Genomic DNA, 15,297 nt, shown 5'->3' on the forward strand with positions numbered 1-15,297 from the left:
GTCGTACACCGCCGCCGTTCGCGGTCGGCCCATCGCACAAGATCGCCCAAGGGCGCCTGGCCCCTTCGGCGCGGGCGCCGTATCCCCGATCGGACGGGAGCACATGACATTGGGGAAGCCAGAAGTCCTCACCGACCTCGACGTCGCGAGTACGAGCACGTCGGTGATGAAGAAACTGCCCGAGGTCACCCTGGCCTTCTGGATCATGAAGATCGCCGCGACGACGCTGGGTGAGACGGCCGGAGACCTCTTCGCCCAGACCCTGAAGCTCGGCTACTTCCTCACCACGATCGCGCTGTTCCTGCTCTTCGTGGTGACCCTCGTCGTCCAGCTCGGGTCCAGCCGCTACAACCCGTTCTTCTACTGGTGATCCTGTCGACCAGCATGGCCGGCACCACCATGTCCGACTTCATGAACCGTGACGCCAGCGCCAAGTTCCTCTCAGGCGGCGCCACGTCGCTCGGCTGGGGCCCGCAGGGCCTCGGTCTGGGCTACCCGGTGGGCGCGGCGATCCTGATCTCAATCCTGCTGGCGATCTTCCTGGCGTGGAAGGCGAGCGGGATGACGTTCCAGATCCGCGACATCGTCACCTTCCGGGGTGAGGCCCTGTTCTGGTCGGCCATCCTCGTCTCCAACACGCTCGGCACATCGATGGGAGACTTCCTGTCCGACAGCTCCGGCCTGGGCTACGCGGGTGGCGCGCTCCTGGTCATCGGGGTGCTGGCCGTCCTCGTCGCGATGATGAAGGTCTCCGTGGTGCCGAACGTGCTGCTGTTCTGGATCGCCTTCGTCCTCACCCGGCCGCTCGGCGCCACCGCGGGCGACTTCCTCACCAAGCCGGTCGCCAAGGGCGGCCTCGACCTGGGCACGGCGGGCTCGTCGGCTGTCCTGCTGGCCGTCCTGATCGGCCTGATGGCCTACGCCCACGTGCGAGAGCGCCGGGTCCCGGGCCCGCGGAGCGAGGAGCGGGAGCCGGTCACCCAACGGGCAGGGTGACGGTGAATCGCGCCCCGGGCGCGTGCCCGGCGTCGTAGGTCACCTCGCCGCCCGCGGAGCGGGCCAGACGTCGCGCGAGCGGCAGTCCTAGGCCCGCTCCGTGGTGACCGTCGCCGGGGTCGGCGCGCCGCCCCGGTTGGAAGAGCTCGCCGACGAACGCCTCCGGTACGCCCGGTCCGTCGTCGGTGATGTCGATGACCACGGCGCCGGGTGTGTGCCGCACGGACACGGTGGCGGTGGAACGGGCGTAACGGACGGCGTTGGCGAGCAACGGGCTGACTACGCGTTCGAGGAAGGCGGGTGCCACTCCCGCCTCGTGGTGCCCGCCCTCGGCCGCCACCACGGCTTTCACCCGGCCCGGTGTGTCCAGGCGCTGGGCCATGCGGCGCAGGACGGGTACGACATCGGCCGTGCCGGGGGCTGTCGAGGTGTCGGTTGCGGTGTCGCGGGCGTCGCGCAGAAGCGTGTCGCAGATGGTCCGCATGGACTGGGCGGCCTCGTCGATCACCTCGTGAGTGGCGCGGGTCTCCGCGGCCGAGCGGGGCCTGGATCGCCACCAGTCGAGTTCGGCGATGATCCGGGTGAGTGGGGTCCGCATCTCGTGGGACAGTTCCCCCGTCAGTTGCCGCTCATGACGCAGCACGCCACGTATGCGGTCCAGCAGCGCGTCCAGCGAGGTGCCCAGACGGGCCAGTTCGGCCGGGCCTCCCCCGGTGCTGAAGCGTTCGTCGGAGGCCACGGCACTCCACTGGGTGGCCTGGTCAGTCATCGTCCGCACCGGGCGCAGGGCCCGGCCGACCGCCAGACGTGTCAGCACGTAGGCGCAGACGAGCATGACCGCGTCCAGGATCAGCGACCCCCACAGCAGGGTGTCGGCCGAACTCTGGTACGGGGCGAGGTCGAGGGCTGTGACGACGGTGGCTGTGGCATCTCCACCGGACACGGGCCGGGCGCACAGGCGGACGGACCGTTGGCCCTCGGCGCGGACGGTCGCGCAGCCGGGCGCGCCCCGTGCGGCGAGCCGGTCGGTGGTCCGGGTCAGGGGGTTGCTCGCCGAGGTGGCGGGCGGCCTTTCCAGCAGGCGCTTCCCGGCGTAGATCCACACGTTTGTGTCCAGCAGCTGATCGTTGGCGGTCTCCAGGACGCGCACCTGTGGGCCGCTGGTGTCGACGGTCGCGGCGACGGCGGTCGCCCGGGCCCGCAGCTCGTCGTCCGCCTGCTGCCGCAGGTGTCGTTCCACCGCGGTGTTGAACACGACCGTCAGCGCCGTGATCAGCAGCGCGGCGGTGGTCAGCGCGACGAGCGAGAGTCGTCCGCGCAGGGTACGGGGCGCCAGCGCGCGGAGCACCGGTCGGTGCCAGGCCGATCTCATGACAGGCGGTGCCCGATCCCGCGCGCGGTGGCGATGGTCAGGCCGCTGCCCGTCTCGCGCAGTTTGCGGCGCAGCCTGCTCAGATACTGATCCAAGGTGTTGTCACTGACCTGTCCGCCTTCGGGCCAGCCCGCCCTGACCAGATCACGGCGGCGCACCAGGTCCCCGTCCGCGGCGACGAGCGTGGCCAGCAGCCGGAACTCCGTCGGGGACAGGGCGACCCGGGTGCCGTGCACCGTCGCACTGTGCCGGACCGCGTCCAGGACCAGGCCCCCGATCGAGGCGGCCGGCGGGGGCGCGGCCCGCTTGAGCGCCGCCCGCAGCCGGGCGGCGAGCTCGGCGAGGTGGAACGGCTTCGGCAGGTAGTCGTCACCCCCGGCCGAGAAGCCGGACAGCCGGTCGGTGAGGTGGTGCCGTGCGGTCAGGAAGACGACCGGGGCGTGGAACCCGCCCGCGCGCATGGCCTGGCATACGTCCCGTCCGTCCGCGTCGGGCAGGCCGATGTCCAGGACGACCGCGGCGATGTCGGCGCTGACCAGGCGCAGGGCGGTGGCGCCGTCGGTGGCCGGGACGGGGTCGAAGTCCTCGTCGTACAGACCGCGACGGAGCACATCACGCAGGGCGTGATCATCCTCGACGATCAGGATTTTGCGGCGCATGGTCCTCCGGCGCTCTCTCGGCGGTGGGGGCGGTATCGGCGGGGGTGAGGGAGAGGGCCGGCAGCCACCGGCCCGCGGCGTACAGGCACACCCCCAGCCAGCCGACGGCGAACAACCAGCCGCCGAGAACGTCCGTGAACCAGTGCACCCCGAGATAGACACGGGTCAGCCCGACCAGCAGACCCCAGCAGCCGATGACGACCCTGAACGACGTCGCTCCGCGCGGGGCGCGCAGGGTCAGCGCGATCATGAGCAGCCCGGCGGTCAGCGCTCCCGTGGTGGCGTGTCCCGACGGGAACGCCCAACCGCTCGCGTGCGCCGCCCAGTCGCCCCGCGGGGGACGGGAGCGGTGGACGAGTTCCATCACGCCGTACCGCAGTGCCTGCCCCACGCCGAGACAGACGAGGCAGAACACGGCGGCGAGCAGCCGGTTCCGCACGGCTCGTGCCACCAGGAAGCCGGCCAGTGCGGCGAGTACGTACGGGATGGCGCCGGTCCCGGTGTCAGTCACTCCACGGGCGAAGGTCCGCATCACGTCCGGGCGGTGGCCGACCGACCATCCGAGGGGGCCGTCGTCCAGCCACAACGGAGCACCGGCGCCGCCCACGACGACCATGGTCAGCACCCCCAGCGCCGCCCACGCGCCCAGAGCGACGCTTCCGGCCAGTCCGGTGGTCTCCCCGCGGTTCACAAGGCCACCAGCCGTGGTCGCGGTGGGATGGCGATCAGGTACCGGGCCGACGCCTGCGGCCACCGCCGCGCCATGAGCACCGACGCGAAGCCATCGATCGGCGCTCCGTCGAAGGACGAGGTCATCTACCGGCCTCCTCCGCTTTCGCGTATAGCGGGTGTGGTCATAGGTCTGGGTCCTTTCGCTACGCACGATCGGACACACGACCCCGCGTTCTACTACAAGCGTGTAGGTGCTCTACGTTACTGGCAGACGCTCGCGGGGCGAGGATCGTTCCCCACGCACTGCCGATTCGCGCAGATGACCGGCGGCGGGCATCGTGGTGACGGCGGTGGCTTCTCCGGGTGCTACGGCCGGCCCGCAGACGTCGCCTGCCCACATGACGGTGTCGGCTCGCGATCGTACGGTCGATGCCGAAGCGCCTGGAGCCGACCAGGACCCCGCACCGGGCGGAGGCCCTGGGACGGCATCACGGGCCGGGCGTTGTCGAGGATGTCGACTGTCCAGGGGCCTTCTCGGAAAGCGATGGCTCCCATCGCAACCAATCGTTGGATCTGGAACCTGGGCGATCCTAGGGTCCCCATAACAGCCACGCCGCCGTCGCCCAGTTGACAGGCGGATGCTCGGACGAAGGGGACTTCGCCTTGTTGACAACGCGCCTCACCCGCGCCTTCGGTATCGAGCACCCCATCGTGCTCGCCCCCATGGACCTCGTCTCCGGAGCCCGCCTCGCCACCGCGGTCACCGCCGCGGGCGGCCTCGGCCTGATCGGCGGTGGCTACGGCGACAGCGAATGGCTGAGGCGGGAGCTCGCCGCCGCGGGCGACGCCCGCGTGGGATGCGGCTTCATCACATGGAGCCTGGCCCGCCGCCCCGATCTGCTCGACATCGCCCTGGAGTACGAACCCGCCGCACTGATGCTTTCCTTCGGCGACCCGGCCCCGTTCGCCGGCCGGATCCGCACCGCAGCCGTACCACTGCTGTGCCAGGTCCACACCCTCGACCAGGGCTGCCAGGCCCTCGACGCCGGAGCGGACGTCATCGTCGCACAAGGTGGCGAGGCCGGCGGGCACGGAGCCGGCACCCGGTCGACGTTCTGCGATGACACCCTGCGAACCAGCGTCTACGACATCGTGTGCCGGTACGACTGGCCCACCGAATTCACCGGACGCCTGCTGCGCAACCAGTTCACCGACCGGTGACACGGCCAGGAATCGGAACTCAGCACACATCTGACCGTCTCGAAGCAGGACTTCGGCATCGCAAGCATGATCGTCGGCGAGGGCGTGGGCCTGATCCACGAGATCCTGCCCGCCGGGGACGTCGTACGCCGCATGGCCCAGGACGCCGCCACGCGGCTCAGCCCGACCACTCCGCAGACCACCTCGATCAGCGGCTGAGGCAGCGCCTGCCCGCCAGAGCCCCGCTGACGAACCACGACGCGTAAGGCCCGGTTCACCAGCCGCTGACGCGATTCCAGACGGCTTGGACGGCGGGTGCGTCCGCCGCTGTCCGGCTGCTGTCGATGACGTGGTAGCCACGGTGCTGTGCGGCGGTGGCGCAGGCGTGGTTGGGCAGGATGCGCAGGCGGGTGCCGATGGGCAGGTCGGGCAGGGCGGCGCCGTCGCGGGCGGTGATGGTGCCGTGCTCCTGGCTCGCGGCGCTCATGACCAGGCCGGGGATCGTGCGCCCCGTGAGGTCGGTGACCAGGCCGTACCCCTGGTCCTTGGGCTGGGCCGCCGTACCGCGGTCGCGGGACATCGCCATCCAGCCGCCGTCGGTGACGATCCAGCCGTACTCGGGGCGGTGTCCGATGACGGTGACGACGACCGACAGCGCGAGGTCGTCGATCCGGCACACCCCGAGACCGGCCATCACCAGGTCGAAGAACACGTAGTTTCCGGCGCGCAGTTCGGTGACGCCGGTGAGGTCCTCGGCGGCGTGCGCGGTGGGCGTCGAGCCGACGCTGACGGTCGCGACGGGGAGACCGGCGGCGCGCAAACTCTCGGCGGCGGCGACGGCGGTGTCGCGTTCGTTCTTCGCCGCCAGCCGCCGCTCATCCGCCGAGTAGGCGAAGTAGGACTCGCCCGCGTGGGTCAGCACACCGTCCAGACATCCGGCGTCGTGCAGGGTGCGGCCGACGTCGAGGAGTGCGGGGGCGTCGGTCTTGAGGCCGCCGCGGTGGCTGTCGCAGTCGATCTCGATCTGCGCGGGAACGCCGATACCGGACCGGCGGGAGGCCTCCGCGACGAAGGCGGCCTGCTCGGGGCTGTCCAGCAGCACGCGGAGGGTGACGCCGCGGCGCAACAGGGCGAGCACACGGGGCAGTTTGTGCGGGTCGATGCCGACGGCGTAGGTGATGTCGGCGTAGCCGCCGTCGGCGAACGCCTCGGCTTCGGCGAGCGTCGAGACGGTCACGGGGTTCGGGGCGGCACCGTGCATCAGGGCGGCGACGTCGAGGCTCTTGGCCGTCTTGACGTGCGGCCGCAGAGTGACGCCGAGGTGGTCGGCCTTGGCGGCGAGTCGGTCGATGTTGCGCAGCGCCTTGTGCACGTCGACCACCGCGAACGGGGTGTCGGGGTCGGCCAGCGTCCCGGCAGTGGTGGAGGGCGTGGTGGTCATGGAGTGACGTCCATCTTCTCGAGTAGGGCCGCGTCCCGCGCTCGCATCAATCGACCGAAATTCTACTTCTAGACAGTACCGCTAGATCCAGGTGCCCCGCCACGCCGGAGGGGTCACCTGTCAGTACGGTGATGACTTTCCCCTCTGCATGCGGGCGTCGAGGCGTTGACAGGCCAGCTCAGCGACCTCATCCTAATTGCGTCACCTGATAAACCGGTGACGGTCGCAGACCTCCTCCCGGCCTCCCCCATCGACGAGGACCCCACCTTGCGAGACCAGAACGAATACCTGTACTTCTTGCGCCGCGCCTTCGACGGCATGCTCGGCGCGCTGGAAGACCTCGGCGATGACGTGGGAAACGTCCGCCCACCGCTTCCGGGCGCCAACTCCGTCTACGCGATCGCGTACCACTGCGTTGGGGTCGCCGACTACTGGATCGGGCACATCGTCGCCGGGCGCGAGGTCGACCGTGACCGCGCCGCGGAGTTCACCGCCACGGGCAGCGCACACGAGCTGCGGCGGAACGTCGACGCGCTTTTCGAGCGGCTGGGCACCGACCTCGAACCGGCGACGCCGACGGCGCTCCCGCGCAACACACCGCCCGCCGAGTTCGAGGGACCGGACCGCCCGCTGAGCGTCCAGGGCGTCCAACTCCACGTACTCGAAGAGCTCGCCCAGCACCACGGCCACATACAGATCACCCGTGATCTGCTCACGCGGGGAGCGCGTTCATGAGTGTCACCCCGCCCGAGCCGGTGCCCGGCTTCGATGACCTCGGCCTCGACTGGCTGCGCGCCCGCCGCAGCGTCAAATGGCACCGTCCGGGACCGCGGGTGCTCCCCGCATGGGTGGCGGACATGGACTTCCCCACCCCTCCGGTGGTGGTCGCCGCGCTACGGGAGGCCATCGACCGCCGCGATCTCGGCTATCCGGACTGGCCGGAGGGCAGTCCGCTCCGGCGCGCCTTCGCACGGCGGATGATGGACCGCTACGCATGGACGGCGCCCGCGGACCGCGTACGCGAGCAGACCGACCTGATCCAGTGCCTCCAGCTCGTCCTGCACCTCGCGACGAGCGCGGGTGACGCGGTGGCCGTACAGACGCCCAACTACCCCCCGTTCCTGGCCACGTTGGCGACGATGAACCGGCGTGCCGTGCCCATTCCGATGCACGACTCCGCCGACGGCTGGCGCATGGATCCGGCCGCTCTCGACGCCGCGGTGGCAGAGTCGGGCTGCAAGGCACTGGTGCTGGTCAACCCGCACAATCCGACGGGCCGCGTGCTGACCCGTGCGGAGCTGGAGGAGATCGCCGCGATCGCGCGTCGGCACGATCTGCTGGTCATCAGCGACGAGATCCACGCCGAACTGGTCCATGAGCCGCATCGCCACATACCGTTCGCGAGCCTGTCCGCGGACGCCGCCGGCCGCACCGTCACGCTCACCTCCGCCACCAAGGCGTTCAACCTCGCGGCCATTCGCTGTGCGGTCACCCACTACGGCCCGGACCGGCTGCTCGCGCTGCGCGACGCGCAGCCGCCCGACCTGTACGGCGCCCTATCTCCGCTCAGCGTCATCGCCACCGAGGCGGCGTGGCGAGAGGGCGACGCCTGGCAGCGCGACCTGCTCACCGTGCTGGACCGCAACCGCCGACGCGTTCATCGGGTGGTGAGCACCGAGCTCCCGCAGCTGCGTCACCACCTGCCGGAGGCCACCTATCTGGCCTGGTTCGACGCACGGCCGCTGGGGCTCGGCGAACCGCCCGTGGAGAGAGTGCTGAGGGAGGGTGATGTCCTGCTCGACGGGGGCAGCCCCTTCGGCCCGGACGCCGACGGCTTCCTGCGGCTGAACTTCGCCACGTCCCATGCCGTCCTCGAGGACATCCTGGACGGACTCGTCCGAGCGCTGCGACCGGGGCTGAATCCGGGTAGGTGAAATCCCCTGGCGTGGCGGCCGGAAGGGCCGGAGACTCATCCCATGGCTGACATGGGGGCGTTCCGGGAAGCGGTCACCGCGTGGGCGGCCGGTGGCCCCGGCGGCCCCGCGCACGAGCTGGCCGCGCGGCTGCCCGTCCGGGCGGTCGTCCTGCTCGAAGGGCCGAGCGACGCCGCGGCGGTCGGCACGCTGGCCGCCCGCCACGGCCGGGACCTGGCCGCCGAAGGAGTCTGCGTCCTGCCGATGGGCGGCGCCATGAGCGTCGGACGCTTCGCCCATCTCCTCGGGCCACCCGGCCTGGGCCTCCGCCTCACCGGGCTGTGCGACGAGGCGGAGCGCCGCTTCTACACCCGCGGTCTGGAGCGGGCCGGCGCGGCGCGGCAGGAGTTCTTCGTCTGCTCGGCGGATCTGGAGGACGAGCTCATCCGCGCCCTGGGCGTGACACGGGTGGCGGAGCTCGTCCGGGCGGAGGGCGATCTGCGCGCCCTGCAGACCTTTCTGCGCCAGCCCGCACAGCAGGGCCGCACCTCACAGCAGCAGTTGCGGCGCTTCCTCGGTACGAAGAAGGGGCGGAAGATCCACTACGGCCGCGTCCTCGTCGCGGCCCTCGACGACGACCGCGTACCCGCGCCACTCGACGCCCTGCTCACCAGCCTCTGACCCCGGAAGCCGTGGCCGACCGTACGTCATGTCGTGACGTCCACCAGGACCTTGCCGACCGCGCCGCTCTCCACCGCTCGGTGCGCGTCGGCGGTGCGGTCGAGCGGAAAGCGGACCAGCGGCAGGCCGTGCTCCTCGCCGACCGGCAGCGCGCCGCCGCGCACCGCTGCGGCGACGTCCTCTACGGCCGCGGCGAGCGGCCCTGAGCCGACCGTGTAGAGCACCACGAACTGGAAGCGTGTGTTGAGCACCATGTTCCGCATCACGTCGAGCTCGACCGGCTTGCCACCGTCGTTGCCGTAGGTCGAGATCGTGCCGCGGGTCCGCAGCACGGCCGTGTCCAGTGCGAGGTTCGCGCCCAGCGCCACCTCGGCGACGATGTCGACGCCGTCCGGGGCGATCTCGCGGATCCCGGCGGCCGGGTCGCCCTCGCGATAGTTGATCACGTGGTGGGCCCCGGCGGCGGTGGCCAGCCGGGCCTTCTCCGGGCCGCTGACCGTGCTGATCACGGTGGCGCCGGCCCATCGGGCGAGCTGGATCACCGCGTGCCCGACCGCCCCGGCCCCGCCCGCGGCGAGCACCACCTTCCCGTCGAGCGCCCCGGGCCGCAGACGGCGCGGCCCGTCCTCGGCGACGGTGAGCGCGCGGTGCGCGGTGAGCGCGGGGACGCCGAGTGAGGCGCCGACGTCGAAACCGGCCTCGTCGGGCAGCGGCACGGCCCGCTCGGCGGGCACGACGGTGAACTCGGCGGCGGTGCCGGTGGGCCGCCCGGCGGCGGCCAGGAACAGCCAGACCCGCTGACCGACCCGGCTCCGGTCGACCCCCTCACCCACGGCATCGATCGTGCCGGCGCCATCGAGGTGCGGGGTGACCTCGGGGAATTGCTTGGGGCCCGAGGCGCCGGAGCGGGCCTTCCAGTCGGTCGGGTTGATCCCGGACACGGCGATCCGGACACGAACCTCGCCCGGGCCGGGCGCGGGCAGGTCGCGGTCGACGAGCCGAAGAACGTCGGGGTCGCCGTTGTCGCGGTAGATGATGGCCTTCATGATCCGTCCTCAGAGCCTGGTGGAGCGGGGTTTACCGGCGCGGCCCGACGTTCGGTCAGGGCGTCCGGCGTAGGGTCGCGACCCTGGTCGTGTTGGTTCCGGTCAGCCGATGGGGGCCTCGTTGGAGCGGGACTCGATGGCATCGAGGGCGGCGAGGGTCGCGGCGTCGATTGTGATCCCGCTGACCGCCATGTTGGCCTCGAGGTGGGCGGGGTCGGCGGTGCCGGGGATGAGCAGCACGTTCGGGGCGTGGTGCAGCAGCCAGGCGAGGCCGACCTGGGAGGGCGTGACACCCAGGGACTCGGCCGCGGCCTGAACGGCCGGTTCCTCGGTGGCCTTGGGCAGACCGGGGAAGGCCCCGCCGAGCGGGAAGAACGGCACCCAGGCGATGCCCTCGGCCGCGCACAGTCCGAGCATGTCCTCGTCGTCGCGGGAGGCGAGACTGTACGCGTTCTGCACGCAGGCGATACCGGCCGGCAGGGCGCGGCGCAGGCCGCCGAGGGTGACGCTGCTCAGGCCGATCGCGCCGATCTTGCCCTCGTCGCGCAGGGCGGTCATCGTCGCGAGCTGGTCGTCGAGGTCTACGACCTGGTCGCCCTCGGGGCGCAGCCCGGGGCCGGTGTCCAGGCGGCGGAGGTTGACCACCGGGAGCCGGTCGACGCCGAGGCCGCGCAGGTTGTCCTCGACACTGGCGCGCAGTTGCTCGGGCCGCTGTGCCAGACGCAGCGGCAGCTGCCCGCCGGGGTCGGGGTCGGCGCCGACCTTCGTGACGACCAGGACGTCGTCCTCGGGGCGCAGCGCCTCGCGGATCACGTCGTTGGCGAAACCGAAGCCGTAGAACTCGGCGGTGTCCACATGGTCGACGCCCAGCTCGACCGCGCGGCGCAGCAGCGCGACGGCCTCGCCGCGGCGGTCGCGCAGTCGCTCGAGCTGCAGCGCGCCATAGCCGATCCGGGTAACGGTACGCCCGGCGAACGAAGCGGTCGGGGTGGTCATGGCGCTGTCTCCTCGGTCGGTGATCGCAAGGCGGTGTACAGCAGTTCGGCCTGGTAGAGCGCCATCACCCGGTGAGCGATCGGGGCGGCCCGCTCCCGGGCCCCGGCCGGCTCGTGCCGCTCGACCTTGACCAGCCACGCCGTGACGCAGTCGTGCAGCATCGCCCGCATCCGGTCCGTCATGTCGACGACGATGTCGCGGATGGCCGGGTCGGTGGTCGCCTCCCCCCAGGTCTGCACGCCGACCCGGGCCTCGGCGGGGTCGACCGCGGCGATCAGGCGGGCGAGGAGTTCGTCGGGGCCGGGCGGGGTGTCGCTCGCGGCGTACTCGCCGATGACCTCGGCGCGCTTGACGAGCACCTCGCGGGCGGCGGCCCGGACCAGGTCGGCCTTGTTGCGGTAGTGCGCATAAATCGACCCGGCCGAGAGGCCGGACTCGGCCGTGATGTCGGCGATCGAGGTCCGCTCCAGGCCGTTGCGGCCGAAGCAGCGCACGGCGGCCTCGGCGATCTGGGCACGCCGGAGTTCCTTGCGCGCGTCGGTGAGCCGCGGCACCACACACCCCCCCACAAAAAGAATGGCAGTTCTGCTTGCGCGAGTACGCTAACAGAATCGCTGTTCTTTTTGTGGTCGGCAACACGCACTCGGGCCGGCCCTCGGCACCCGCCCAGCCGTCCGCGGAGCTGATCGGCCGTCAAAGGAACGCCCCCAGTCGCGCTCGGCTCGGACTCGGGGCAGCAGGTTTCAGGCTCAGGTTTCCATGACAGCCTGCTGCTTCTTCCGCATCCGGTAGCTGGCGGCCTTGTGCTTGTTTCCGCACTCCGCCATCCCGCACCACCGCCGGGCCCCGGAGCGCGACACGTCCACGAAGAGGCGGGTGCAGTCGGGGTTCGCGCACTCCTTGGTCTTGCCGAGCTGGGCCGAGCTCAGCAGGTCCACGGCGTCGCGGGCCACCGCACCGAGGACCTCGTCCACGCCGCCGGTCCGCGTCAACCGCCCCGATACGTCGAGCTGATGCCTGAGCAGCGGCAGCCGGGCCGCCTCGTTCACCTCGGCGAGGGCGTCCCTGAGCCCGGCGTCCGAGGGATCTCCCGGCGGCCAGGAACGCACCAGTGTGCAGATCGCCTCGCGCAGACGGCGGACCCGCTCCCATCCCCGGGTGTCCATCGGGCCGGGGTCGTCCAGCAGCCCGGCCTGGCGGATCCAGTGGCTCACGTCGCTCGGGGAGGTCAGCAGCTCCGTACGGAGGCTGCGTCGCCACAGCTTCGTACCCACCAGGTCGAGGCAGAGGCGACCGCTCACAAAGACGAACTCATCCACGTGACCATATTGCCGGGTAACGTCCTGGTTGTCGACGCCCACCCCTGCGCAGGGGCCTCCCTCCCCCACCAGGCCGAATGGGAATCGCCGTGATCGACCTCGGCCTGCCGTCCCTGCGGCCGTCACCTGCCTGGCAGGTAACACAACGATCAGGGGCCGATGCGGCCCTTGCTGCGCATGGCGGCGCGGACGCGTTCCTCGGCGAGCCCGCGCCCGGCGATATGCGGTGTGGTGGCGCGGCGCTGGGCCGCTTCGAGAACCGTGACGGCGTTGGTGCGCAGCCGTTTGGAGATCGTCTCGAAGATGGTGGAGGTCTCGGGCCGGAATCCGGAGTAGCGGGCGTCCATGGCGAAGGCGGCGGCGACGCCACCGGCGTTGGCCACGAAGTCGGGCAGGAGGGAGATGCCACGTTCCGCGAGGATGGACTGGGCCTGCGGCGAGGTGGGCAGATTGGCGCCCTCCACGACCAGTTTGGCCTTGATCTGGTGGGCGGTCGTCTCGTCGATGACGTCTTGCAGGGCCGCCGGGACGAGGATGTCGCAGTCGACGGTGAGTTCCTGGCCGGGTCGTCCGGCGATGCCCTGGTGGTGGCGGGTGACGAAGTCGTCACCGTGTTCTTCCCGCGCGGTGCGCAGCGCGGCGACGTCCAGTCCGGCGGGATCGTGGAGGGTCCCCTTGGCGGTGGAGACGGCGACGACGGTGGCACCGAGTTCGGCGAACCGCACGGCGGCGGCGTGGCCGACGGCACCGAACCCCTGAATGGCGACCCGGGCGCCGCCGAGGGGCAGCCGCACGCGGACGTCGTCATGGTGGGGAACACGGACTGGGCGCAGACCGCGAAGCTCCTCCCGGCCGTCGCCGCACCGCGCTTCGCCGAGATCCTGCCCGACCCGGACGCCGATCCCCATGACGCCGACCGGAACATACCGGGGCTGGTGCGCTCGGCGGACGAGCCGGAGGCGCTGGCCATCGTCACCGAGGTGCTGGTCTCGGCGCTGGCCGCGGTATTGCACACCGCTCCGGAGCGGATCGACCCGGACACCCGGCTGGACCAGCTCGGTCTGGAGTCGCTGATGGCGGCCGAGCTGAGCTCCGTACTGCAACGCAGGCTGGACTGCGTGGTCCCGACGATGGAACTGGCCACCGCGGCCGGTGTCCGGCAACTCGCCCCACGCCTCCTCGGGCGGGTCAGGCGGGGCGCATGACACCGCGAGCGCCGATCCCCGCCCCGGAACTCAATCGGCTCACCGACCGGCGGACCGCGCGGATCCGGCTCTACTGCGTGCCGCCGTCCGGCACCGGATCGGAGTTCTTCCTGCCCTGGGTCGCCGCGTTCTCCGAACTCTTCGACCTGGTCGCCGTCGACCTGCCGGGCCGCGGCACCCGCACCGGGGAACCGTCGATCACCGACATCGGCTGGTCCGCCACCGGCATCGCGGAAGCCATCGCCGCGGACCTGCGGCACCGGCCGCCCGCCGACGGCTTCTACGCCGTCTTCGGCCACAGCTTCGGGGCGCTGCTCGCGTTCGAGGCCACCCACCGGCTCCGGTCGGAGTCGCGCACCGGACCGAACCTGCTCGCGCTGTCCGCCGTTCCACCACCGGGCCGCGACGGACTCGACGACCACATCGCGCGCAACCTCGGCGCCGGGATCGCCGTCATCACCGAGATCATGGGCTGGGAGCAGCCGGCCGACGACGCGCTCACGCGGACCGTCTACACCCCGTTCCTCGCGGACGCGGTGGCGCTGCTGCAGCATACGCGGCGGGAATGGCCGCCGCTGGGCGCGCGGCTGAGCGTCTTCGGCGGACTGGACGACCCGATGGTCGACCCCGAGACGCTGCACGAGTGGGGCGCCTGTACGACGGCCGACGCCCGGGTCCACCGCTTTCCCGGTGGCCACCACTATCTGCGCACCCAAGTGGCCGAGGTGGTCGGCCGGCTGACGGACGATCTGCTGGCCGCGTACCGGAGTCCGGCATCCGGCTAGGCCCCCAGGACCCCCTCCGTGTCGTCCAGGTCGTCCAGGGTGTCGAGGTCCACCGACCCTCCGGGCATCACCTGGCGGGTGCGGCGGTAGCCGTAGGCTCCGTAGACGACCAGCCCGGCAACGAGCCATGCCCCCACCCGCACCCAGGTCTCCCACTGCAGGAACGGCATCAGCCAGCCGGAGAAGATCATGATGAAGGAGAACGTCACGGTGACGATGCCGATGACCGCTCCGACGGCGATGACGTTGGCCAGTCCGTTCAGGCCCACGTCGGCGAAGGCGCTGGAGATGCCGCTGTTCGGGTTGAGCTCGCTGTAGTGCTGGATGCCGGTGAGCACGACGCACACCAGCACGTACAGGACCATGGAGGTGAAGGCCCCGCCGAGTCCGAAGGGCGCGAACGGGGTGAGATTCCCGCTGTCGACCTTGATGAAGCCCACCACGATCACCACGAGAACGATGGCGATCTTGACGATGGTCAGCACGGTCTCGACGCGGGCCGAGGTACGGGTGCCACGGGCCAGCAGCCACGCGACGGCCAGACAGATCGCCACGGCCAGCAGGTCGATCCGGTGACCGGCGCCGGTGCCGGGCGCGCCCAGTGCCCAGGTGGGCAGGTGGATCCCGACGGCGTCCAGGAGGAAGCCGAGGTAGCCGGACATGCCGATCGCGACGACCGCGACGACCGCGACGATGGCGGTGGACTCCAGGAGGAGGTCAAATCCCACGATCCACCCCACGACCTCCCCGAGGACCGCGGCGCAGTAGGTGTAGGAGGAGCCCGCTTTCGGCACCTGCCGGCGAACTCCGCGTACGCGAAGGCCGCGCACAGCGAAGCGGCTCCGGCGACGAGGAACGAGATCAGTACGGCGGGACCGGCGACGCCCCTGGCGACGGCGGCTGCCAGGCTGAAGATACCGGCCCCGATGATCGCGCCGACGCCGATCATCGTCAGCTGGGTGAGCCCGAGGGTGCGCACCATGCGCTCGCCCGCGGGCGACCAAGGAAACCT

Annotated in this window: 19 protein-coding genes and 1 pseudogene; 9 read left to right on the forward strand and 11 right to left on the reverse strand. The window is 71.3% G+C overall.

All coding sequences use genetic code 11. The annotated features are described in order from the left end of the window. Positions 1 to 103 precede the first annotated feature (103 nt). Entirely contained in the window at positions 104 to 370 is a 267-nt protein-coding gene (locus tag LIV37_RS03435; protein ID WP_243146413.1) for a COG4705 family protein, read from the forward strand. A 14-nt stretch (positions 371 to 384) separates the two neighbouring features. Continuing rightward, positions 385 to 996: a COG4705 family protein gene (locus tag LIV37_RS03440; protein WP_243146412.1), complete on the forward strand. Its 612-nt coding sequence runs from the start codon at positions 385 to 387 to the stop codon at positions 994 to 996. On the opposite strand, the gene LIV37_RS03445 is transcribed toward LIV37_RS03440, so the two are convergent. The 4 genes from LIV37_RS03445 to LIV37_RS51675 are packed head-to-tail and all read right to left on the reverse strand — an operon-like array spanning position 977 to position 3,843. Further along, positions 977 to 2,368, reverse strand: coding sequence for a sensor histidine kinase (locus LIV37_RS03445; RefSeq protein WP_121825855.1), 1,392 nt, complete (start codon positions 2,366 to 2,368; stop codon positions 977 to 979). The genes LIV37_RS03440 and LIV37_RS03445 overlap by 20 nt on opposite strands. After that, on the reverse strand, positions 2,365 to 3,027 hold the full coding sequence (locus LIV37_RS03450; RefSeq protein WP_020865701.1) for a response regulator transcription factor: 663 nt from the start codon (positions 3,025 to 3,027) through the stop codon (positions 2,365 to 2,367). Before LIV37_RS03450 ends, LIV37_RS03445 begins: the two co-directional genes overlap by 4 nt. Beyond that, entirely contained in the window at positions 2,996 to 3,718 is a 723-nt protein-coding gene (locus tag LIV37_RS03455; RefSeq protein ID WP_020865702.1) for a phosphatase PAP2 family protein, read from the reverse strand. Before LIV37_RS03455 ends, LIV37_RS03450 begins: the two co-directional genes overlap by 32 nt. Beyond that, positions 3,715 to 3,843, reverse strand: a complete 129-nt coding sequence (locus LIV37_RS51675) for a hypothetical protein (RefSeq protein WP_020865703.1) — start codon at positions 3,841 to 3,843, stop codon at positions 3,715 to 3,717. Before LIV37_RS51675 ends, LIV37_RS03455 begins: the two co-directional genes overlap by 4 nt. A 519-nt stretch (positions 3,844 to 4,362) precedes the next feature. On the opposite strand from LIV37_RS51675, the gene LIV37_RS03460 reads away from it, so the two are divergent. Both LIV37_RS03460 and LIV37_RS51680 read left to right on the forward strand, forming a co-directional pair. Beyond that, positions 4,363 to 4,920: a nitronate monooxygenase gene (locus LIV37_RS03460; protein ID WP_020865704.1), complete on the forward strand. Its 558-nt coding sequence runs from the start codon at positions 4,363 to 4,365 to the stop codon at positions 4,918 to 4,920. A gap of 66 nt (positions 4,921 to 4,986) precedes the next feature. After that, positions 4,987 to 5,118: a hypothetical protein gene (locus LIV37_RS51680; RefSeq protein WP_020865705.1), complete on the forward strand. Its 132-nt coding sequence runs from the start codon at positions 4,987 to 4,989 to the stop codon at positions 5,116 to 5,118. Between the two features lie 55 nt (positions 5,119 to 5,173). On the opposite strand, the gene LIV37_RS03465 is transcribed toward LIV37_RS51680, so the two are convergent. Next, positions 5,174 to 6,340, reverse strand: coding sequence for a DSD1 family PLP-dependent enzyme (locus tag LIV37_RS03465; protein WP_020865706.1), 1,167 nt, complete (start codon positions 6,338 to 6,340; stop codon positions 5,174 to 5,176). Positions 6,341 to 6,556: 216 nt separating this feature from the next. Between LIV37_RS03465 and LIV37_RS03470 the strand changes: the two genes are divergently transcribed. Genes LIV37_RS03470 through LIV37_RS03480 form a run of 3 tightly spaced genes read left to right on the forward strand, consistent with a single transcriptional unit; the run spans position 6,557 to position 8,934 of the window. Then, complete coding sequence (locus LIV37_RS03470; protein WP_020865707.1) at positions 6,557 to 7,075, forward strand: DinB family protein; 519 nt, start codon at positions 6,557 to 6,559, stop codon at positions 7,073 to 7,075. Continuing rightward, positions 7,072 to 8,274: a MalY/PatB family protein gene (locus LIV37_RS03475; protein WP_020865708.1), complete on the forward strand. Its 1,203-nt coding sequence runs from the start codon at positions 7,072 to 7,074 to the stop codon at positions 8,272 to 8,274. The genes LIV37_RS03470 and LIV37_RS03475 overlap by 4 nt, the downstream gene beginning before the upstream one ends. Before the next feature lie 42 nt (positions 8,275 to 8,316). Next, the gene (locus LIV37_RS03480; RefSeq protein WP_020865709.1) at positions 8,317 to 8,934 is read left to right on the forward strand and encodes a TOPRIM nucleotidyl transferase/hydrolase domain-containing protein; all 618 of its coding nucleotides are present in this window, start codon (positions 8,317 to 8,319) and stop codon (positions 8,932 to 8,934) included. Positions 8,935 to 8,960: 26 nt separating this feature from the next. Here the strand turns inward: LIV37_RS03480 and LIV37_RS03485 are convergent, their stop codons facing one another. The 5 genes from LIV37_RS03485 to LIV37_RS03505 form a co-directional block, all read right to left on the reverse strand. After that, positions 8,961 to 9,980, reverse strand: a complete 1,020-nt coding sequence (locus LIV37_RS03485) for an NADPH:quinone reductase (RefSeq protein ID WP_020865710.1) — start codon at positions 9,978 to 9,980, stop codon at positions 8,961 to 8,963. A 102-nt stretch (positions 9,981 to 10,082) separates the two neighbouring features. Then, a complete protein-coding gene (locus LIV37_RS03490; RefSeq protein ID WP_020865711.1) occupies positions 10,083 to 10,976 on the reverse strand; it encodes an aldo/keto reductase in 894 nt (297 codons plus the stop codon). Continuing rightward, a complete protein-coding gene (locus LIV37_RS03495) occupies positions 10,973 to 11,530 on the reverse strand; it encodes a TetR/AcrR family transcriptional regulator (protein ID WP_020865712.1) in 558 nt (185 codons plus the stop codon). The genes LIV37_RS03490 and LIV37_RS03495 overlap by 4 nt, the downstream gene beginning before the upstream one ends. A 195-nt stretch (positions 11,531 to 11,725) precedes the next feature. After that, positions 11,726 to 12,295 (reverse strand): CGNR zinc finger domain-containing protein, encoded by a 570-nt coding sequence (locus LIV37_RS03500; RefSeq protein ID WP_020865713.1) that lies wholly within the window; start codon positions 12,293 to 12,295, stop codon positions 11,726 to 11,728. Between the two features lie 149 nt (positions 12,296 to 12,444). Continuing rightward, the gene (locus LIV37_RS03505; RefSeq protein ID WP_020865714.1) at positions 12,445 to 13,089 is read right to left on the reverse strand and encodes a Rossmann-fold NAD(P)-binding domain-containing protein; all 645 of its coding nucleotides are present in this window, start codon (positions 13,087 to 13,089) and stop codon (positions 12,445 to 12,447) included. 12 nt (positions 13,090 to 13,101) lie between these two features. On the opposite strand from LIV37_RS03505, the gene LIV37_RS03510 reads away from it, so the two are divergent. Then, complete coding sequence (locus LIV37_RS03510) at positions 13,102 to 13,500, forward strand: acyl carrier protein (protein ID WP_020865715.1); 399 nt, start codon at positions 13,102 to 13,104, stop codon at positions 13,498 to 13,500. Beyond that, positions 13,497 to 14,285 (forward strand): thioesterase II family protein, encoded by a 789-nt coding sequence (locus LIV37_RS03515; protein ID WP_020865716.1) that lies wholly within the window; start codon positions 13,497 to 13,499, stop codon positions 14,283 to 14,285. Before LIV37_RS03510 ends, LIV37_RS03515 begins: the two co-directional genes overlap by 4 nt. Here LIV37_RS03515 and LIV37_RS03520 read toward each other — a convergent pair. Then, a pseudogene (locus LIV37_RS03520) lies at positions 14,282 to 15,267 on the reverse strand (amino acid permease). The gene LIV37_RS03515 and the pseudogene LIV37_RS03520 sit on opposite strands and share 4 nt — an antisense overlap. Between the last annotated feature and the right edge of the window lie 30 nt (positions 15,268 to 15,297).

The organism is Streptomyces rapamycinicus NRRL 5491, from assembly GCF_024298965.1.
Classification (GTDB): domain Bacteria; phylum Actinomycetota; class Actinomycetes; order Streptomycetales; family Streptomycetaceae; genus Streptomyces; species Streptomyces rapamycinicus.

Bases quoted from the DNA above. Each gene is read 5' to 3' on its own strand.
- LIV37_RS03510 (WP_020865715.1), top strand. From the start codon at position 13,102: ATGGTGGGGAACACGGACTGGGCGCAGACCGCGAAGCTCCTCCCGGCC.
- LIV37_RS51675 (WP_020865703.1), bottom strand. From the start codon at position 3,843: ATGACCTCGTCCTTCGACGGAGCGCCGATCGATGGCTTCGCGTCGGTG.
- LIV37_RS03515 (WP_020865716.1), top strand. From the start codon at position 13,497: ATGACACCGCGAGCGCCGATCCCCGCCCCGGAACTCAATCGGCTCACC.
- LIV37_RS03435 (WP_243146413.1), top strand. From the start codon at position 104: ATGACATTGGGGAAGCCAGAAGTCCTCACCGACCTCGACGTCGCGAGT.
- LIV37_RS03440 (WP_243146412.1), top strand. From the start codon at position 385: ATGGCCGGCACCACCATGTCCGACTTCATGAACCGTGACGCCAGCGCC.
- LIV37_RS03465 (WP_020865706.1), bottom strand. From the start codon at position 6,340: ATGACCACCACGCCCTCCACCACTGCCGGGACGCTGGCCGACCCCGAC.
- LIV37_RS03450 (WP_020865701.1), bottom strand. From the start codon at position 3,027: ATGCGCCGCAAAATCCTGATCGTCGAGGATGATCACGCCCTGCGTGAT.
- LIV37_RS03490 (WP_020865711.1), bottom strand. From the start codon at position 10,976: ATGACCACCCCGACCGCTTCGTTCGCCGGGCGTACCGTTACCCGGATC.
- LIV37_RS51680 (WP_020865705.1), top strand. From the start codon at position 4,987: ATGATCGTCGGCGAGGGCGTGGGCCTGATCCACGAGATCCTGCCCGCC.
- LIV37_RS03475 (WP_020865708.1), top strand. From the start codon at position 7,072: ATGAGTGTCACCCCGCCCGAGCCGGTGCCCGGCTTCGATGACCTCGGC.
- LIV37_RS03485 (WP_020865710.1), bottom strand. From the start codon at position 9,980: ATGAAGGCCATCATCTACCGCGACAACGGCGACCCCGACGTTCTTCGG.
- LIV37_RS03445 (WP_121825855.1), bottom strand. From the start codon at position 2,368: ATGAGATCGGCCTGGCACCGACCGGTGCTCCGCGCGCTGGCGCCCCGT.
- LIV37_RS03480 (WP_020865709.1), top strand. From the start codon at position 8,317: ATGGCTGACATGGGGGCGTTCCGGGAAGCGGTCACCGCGTGGGCGGCC.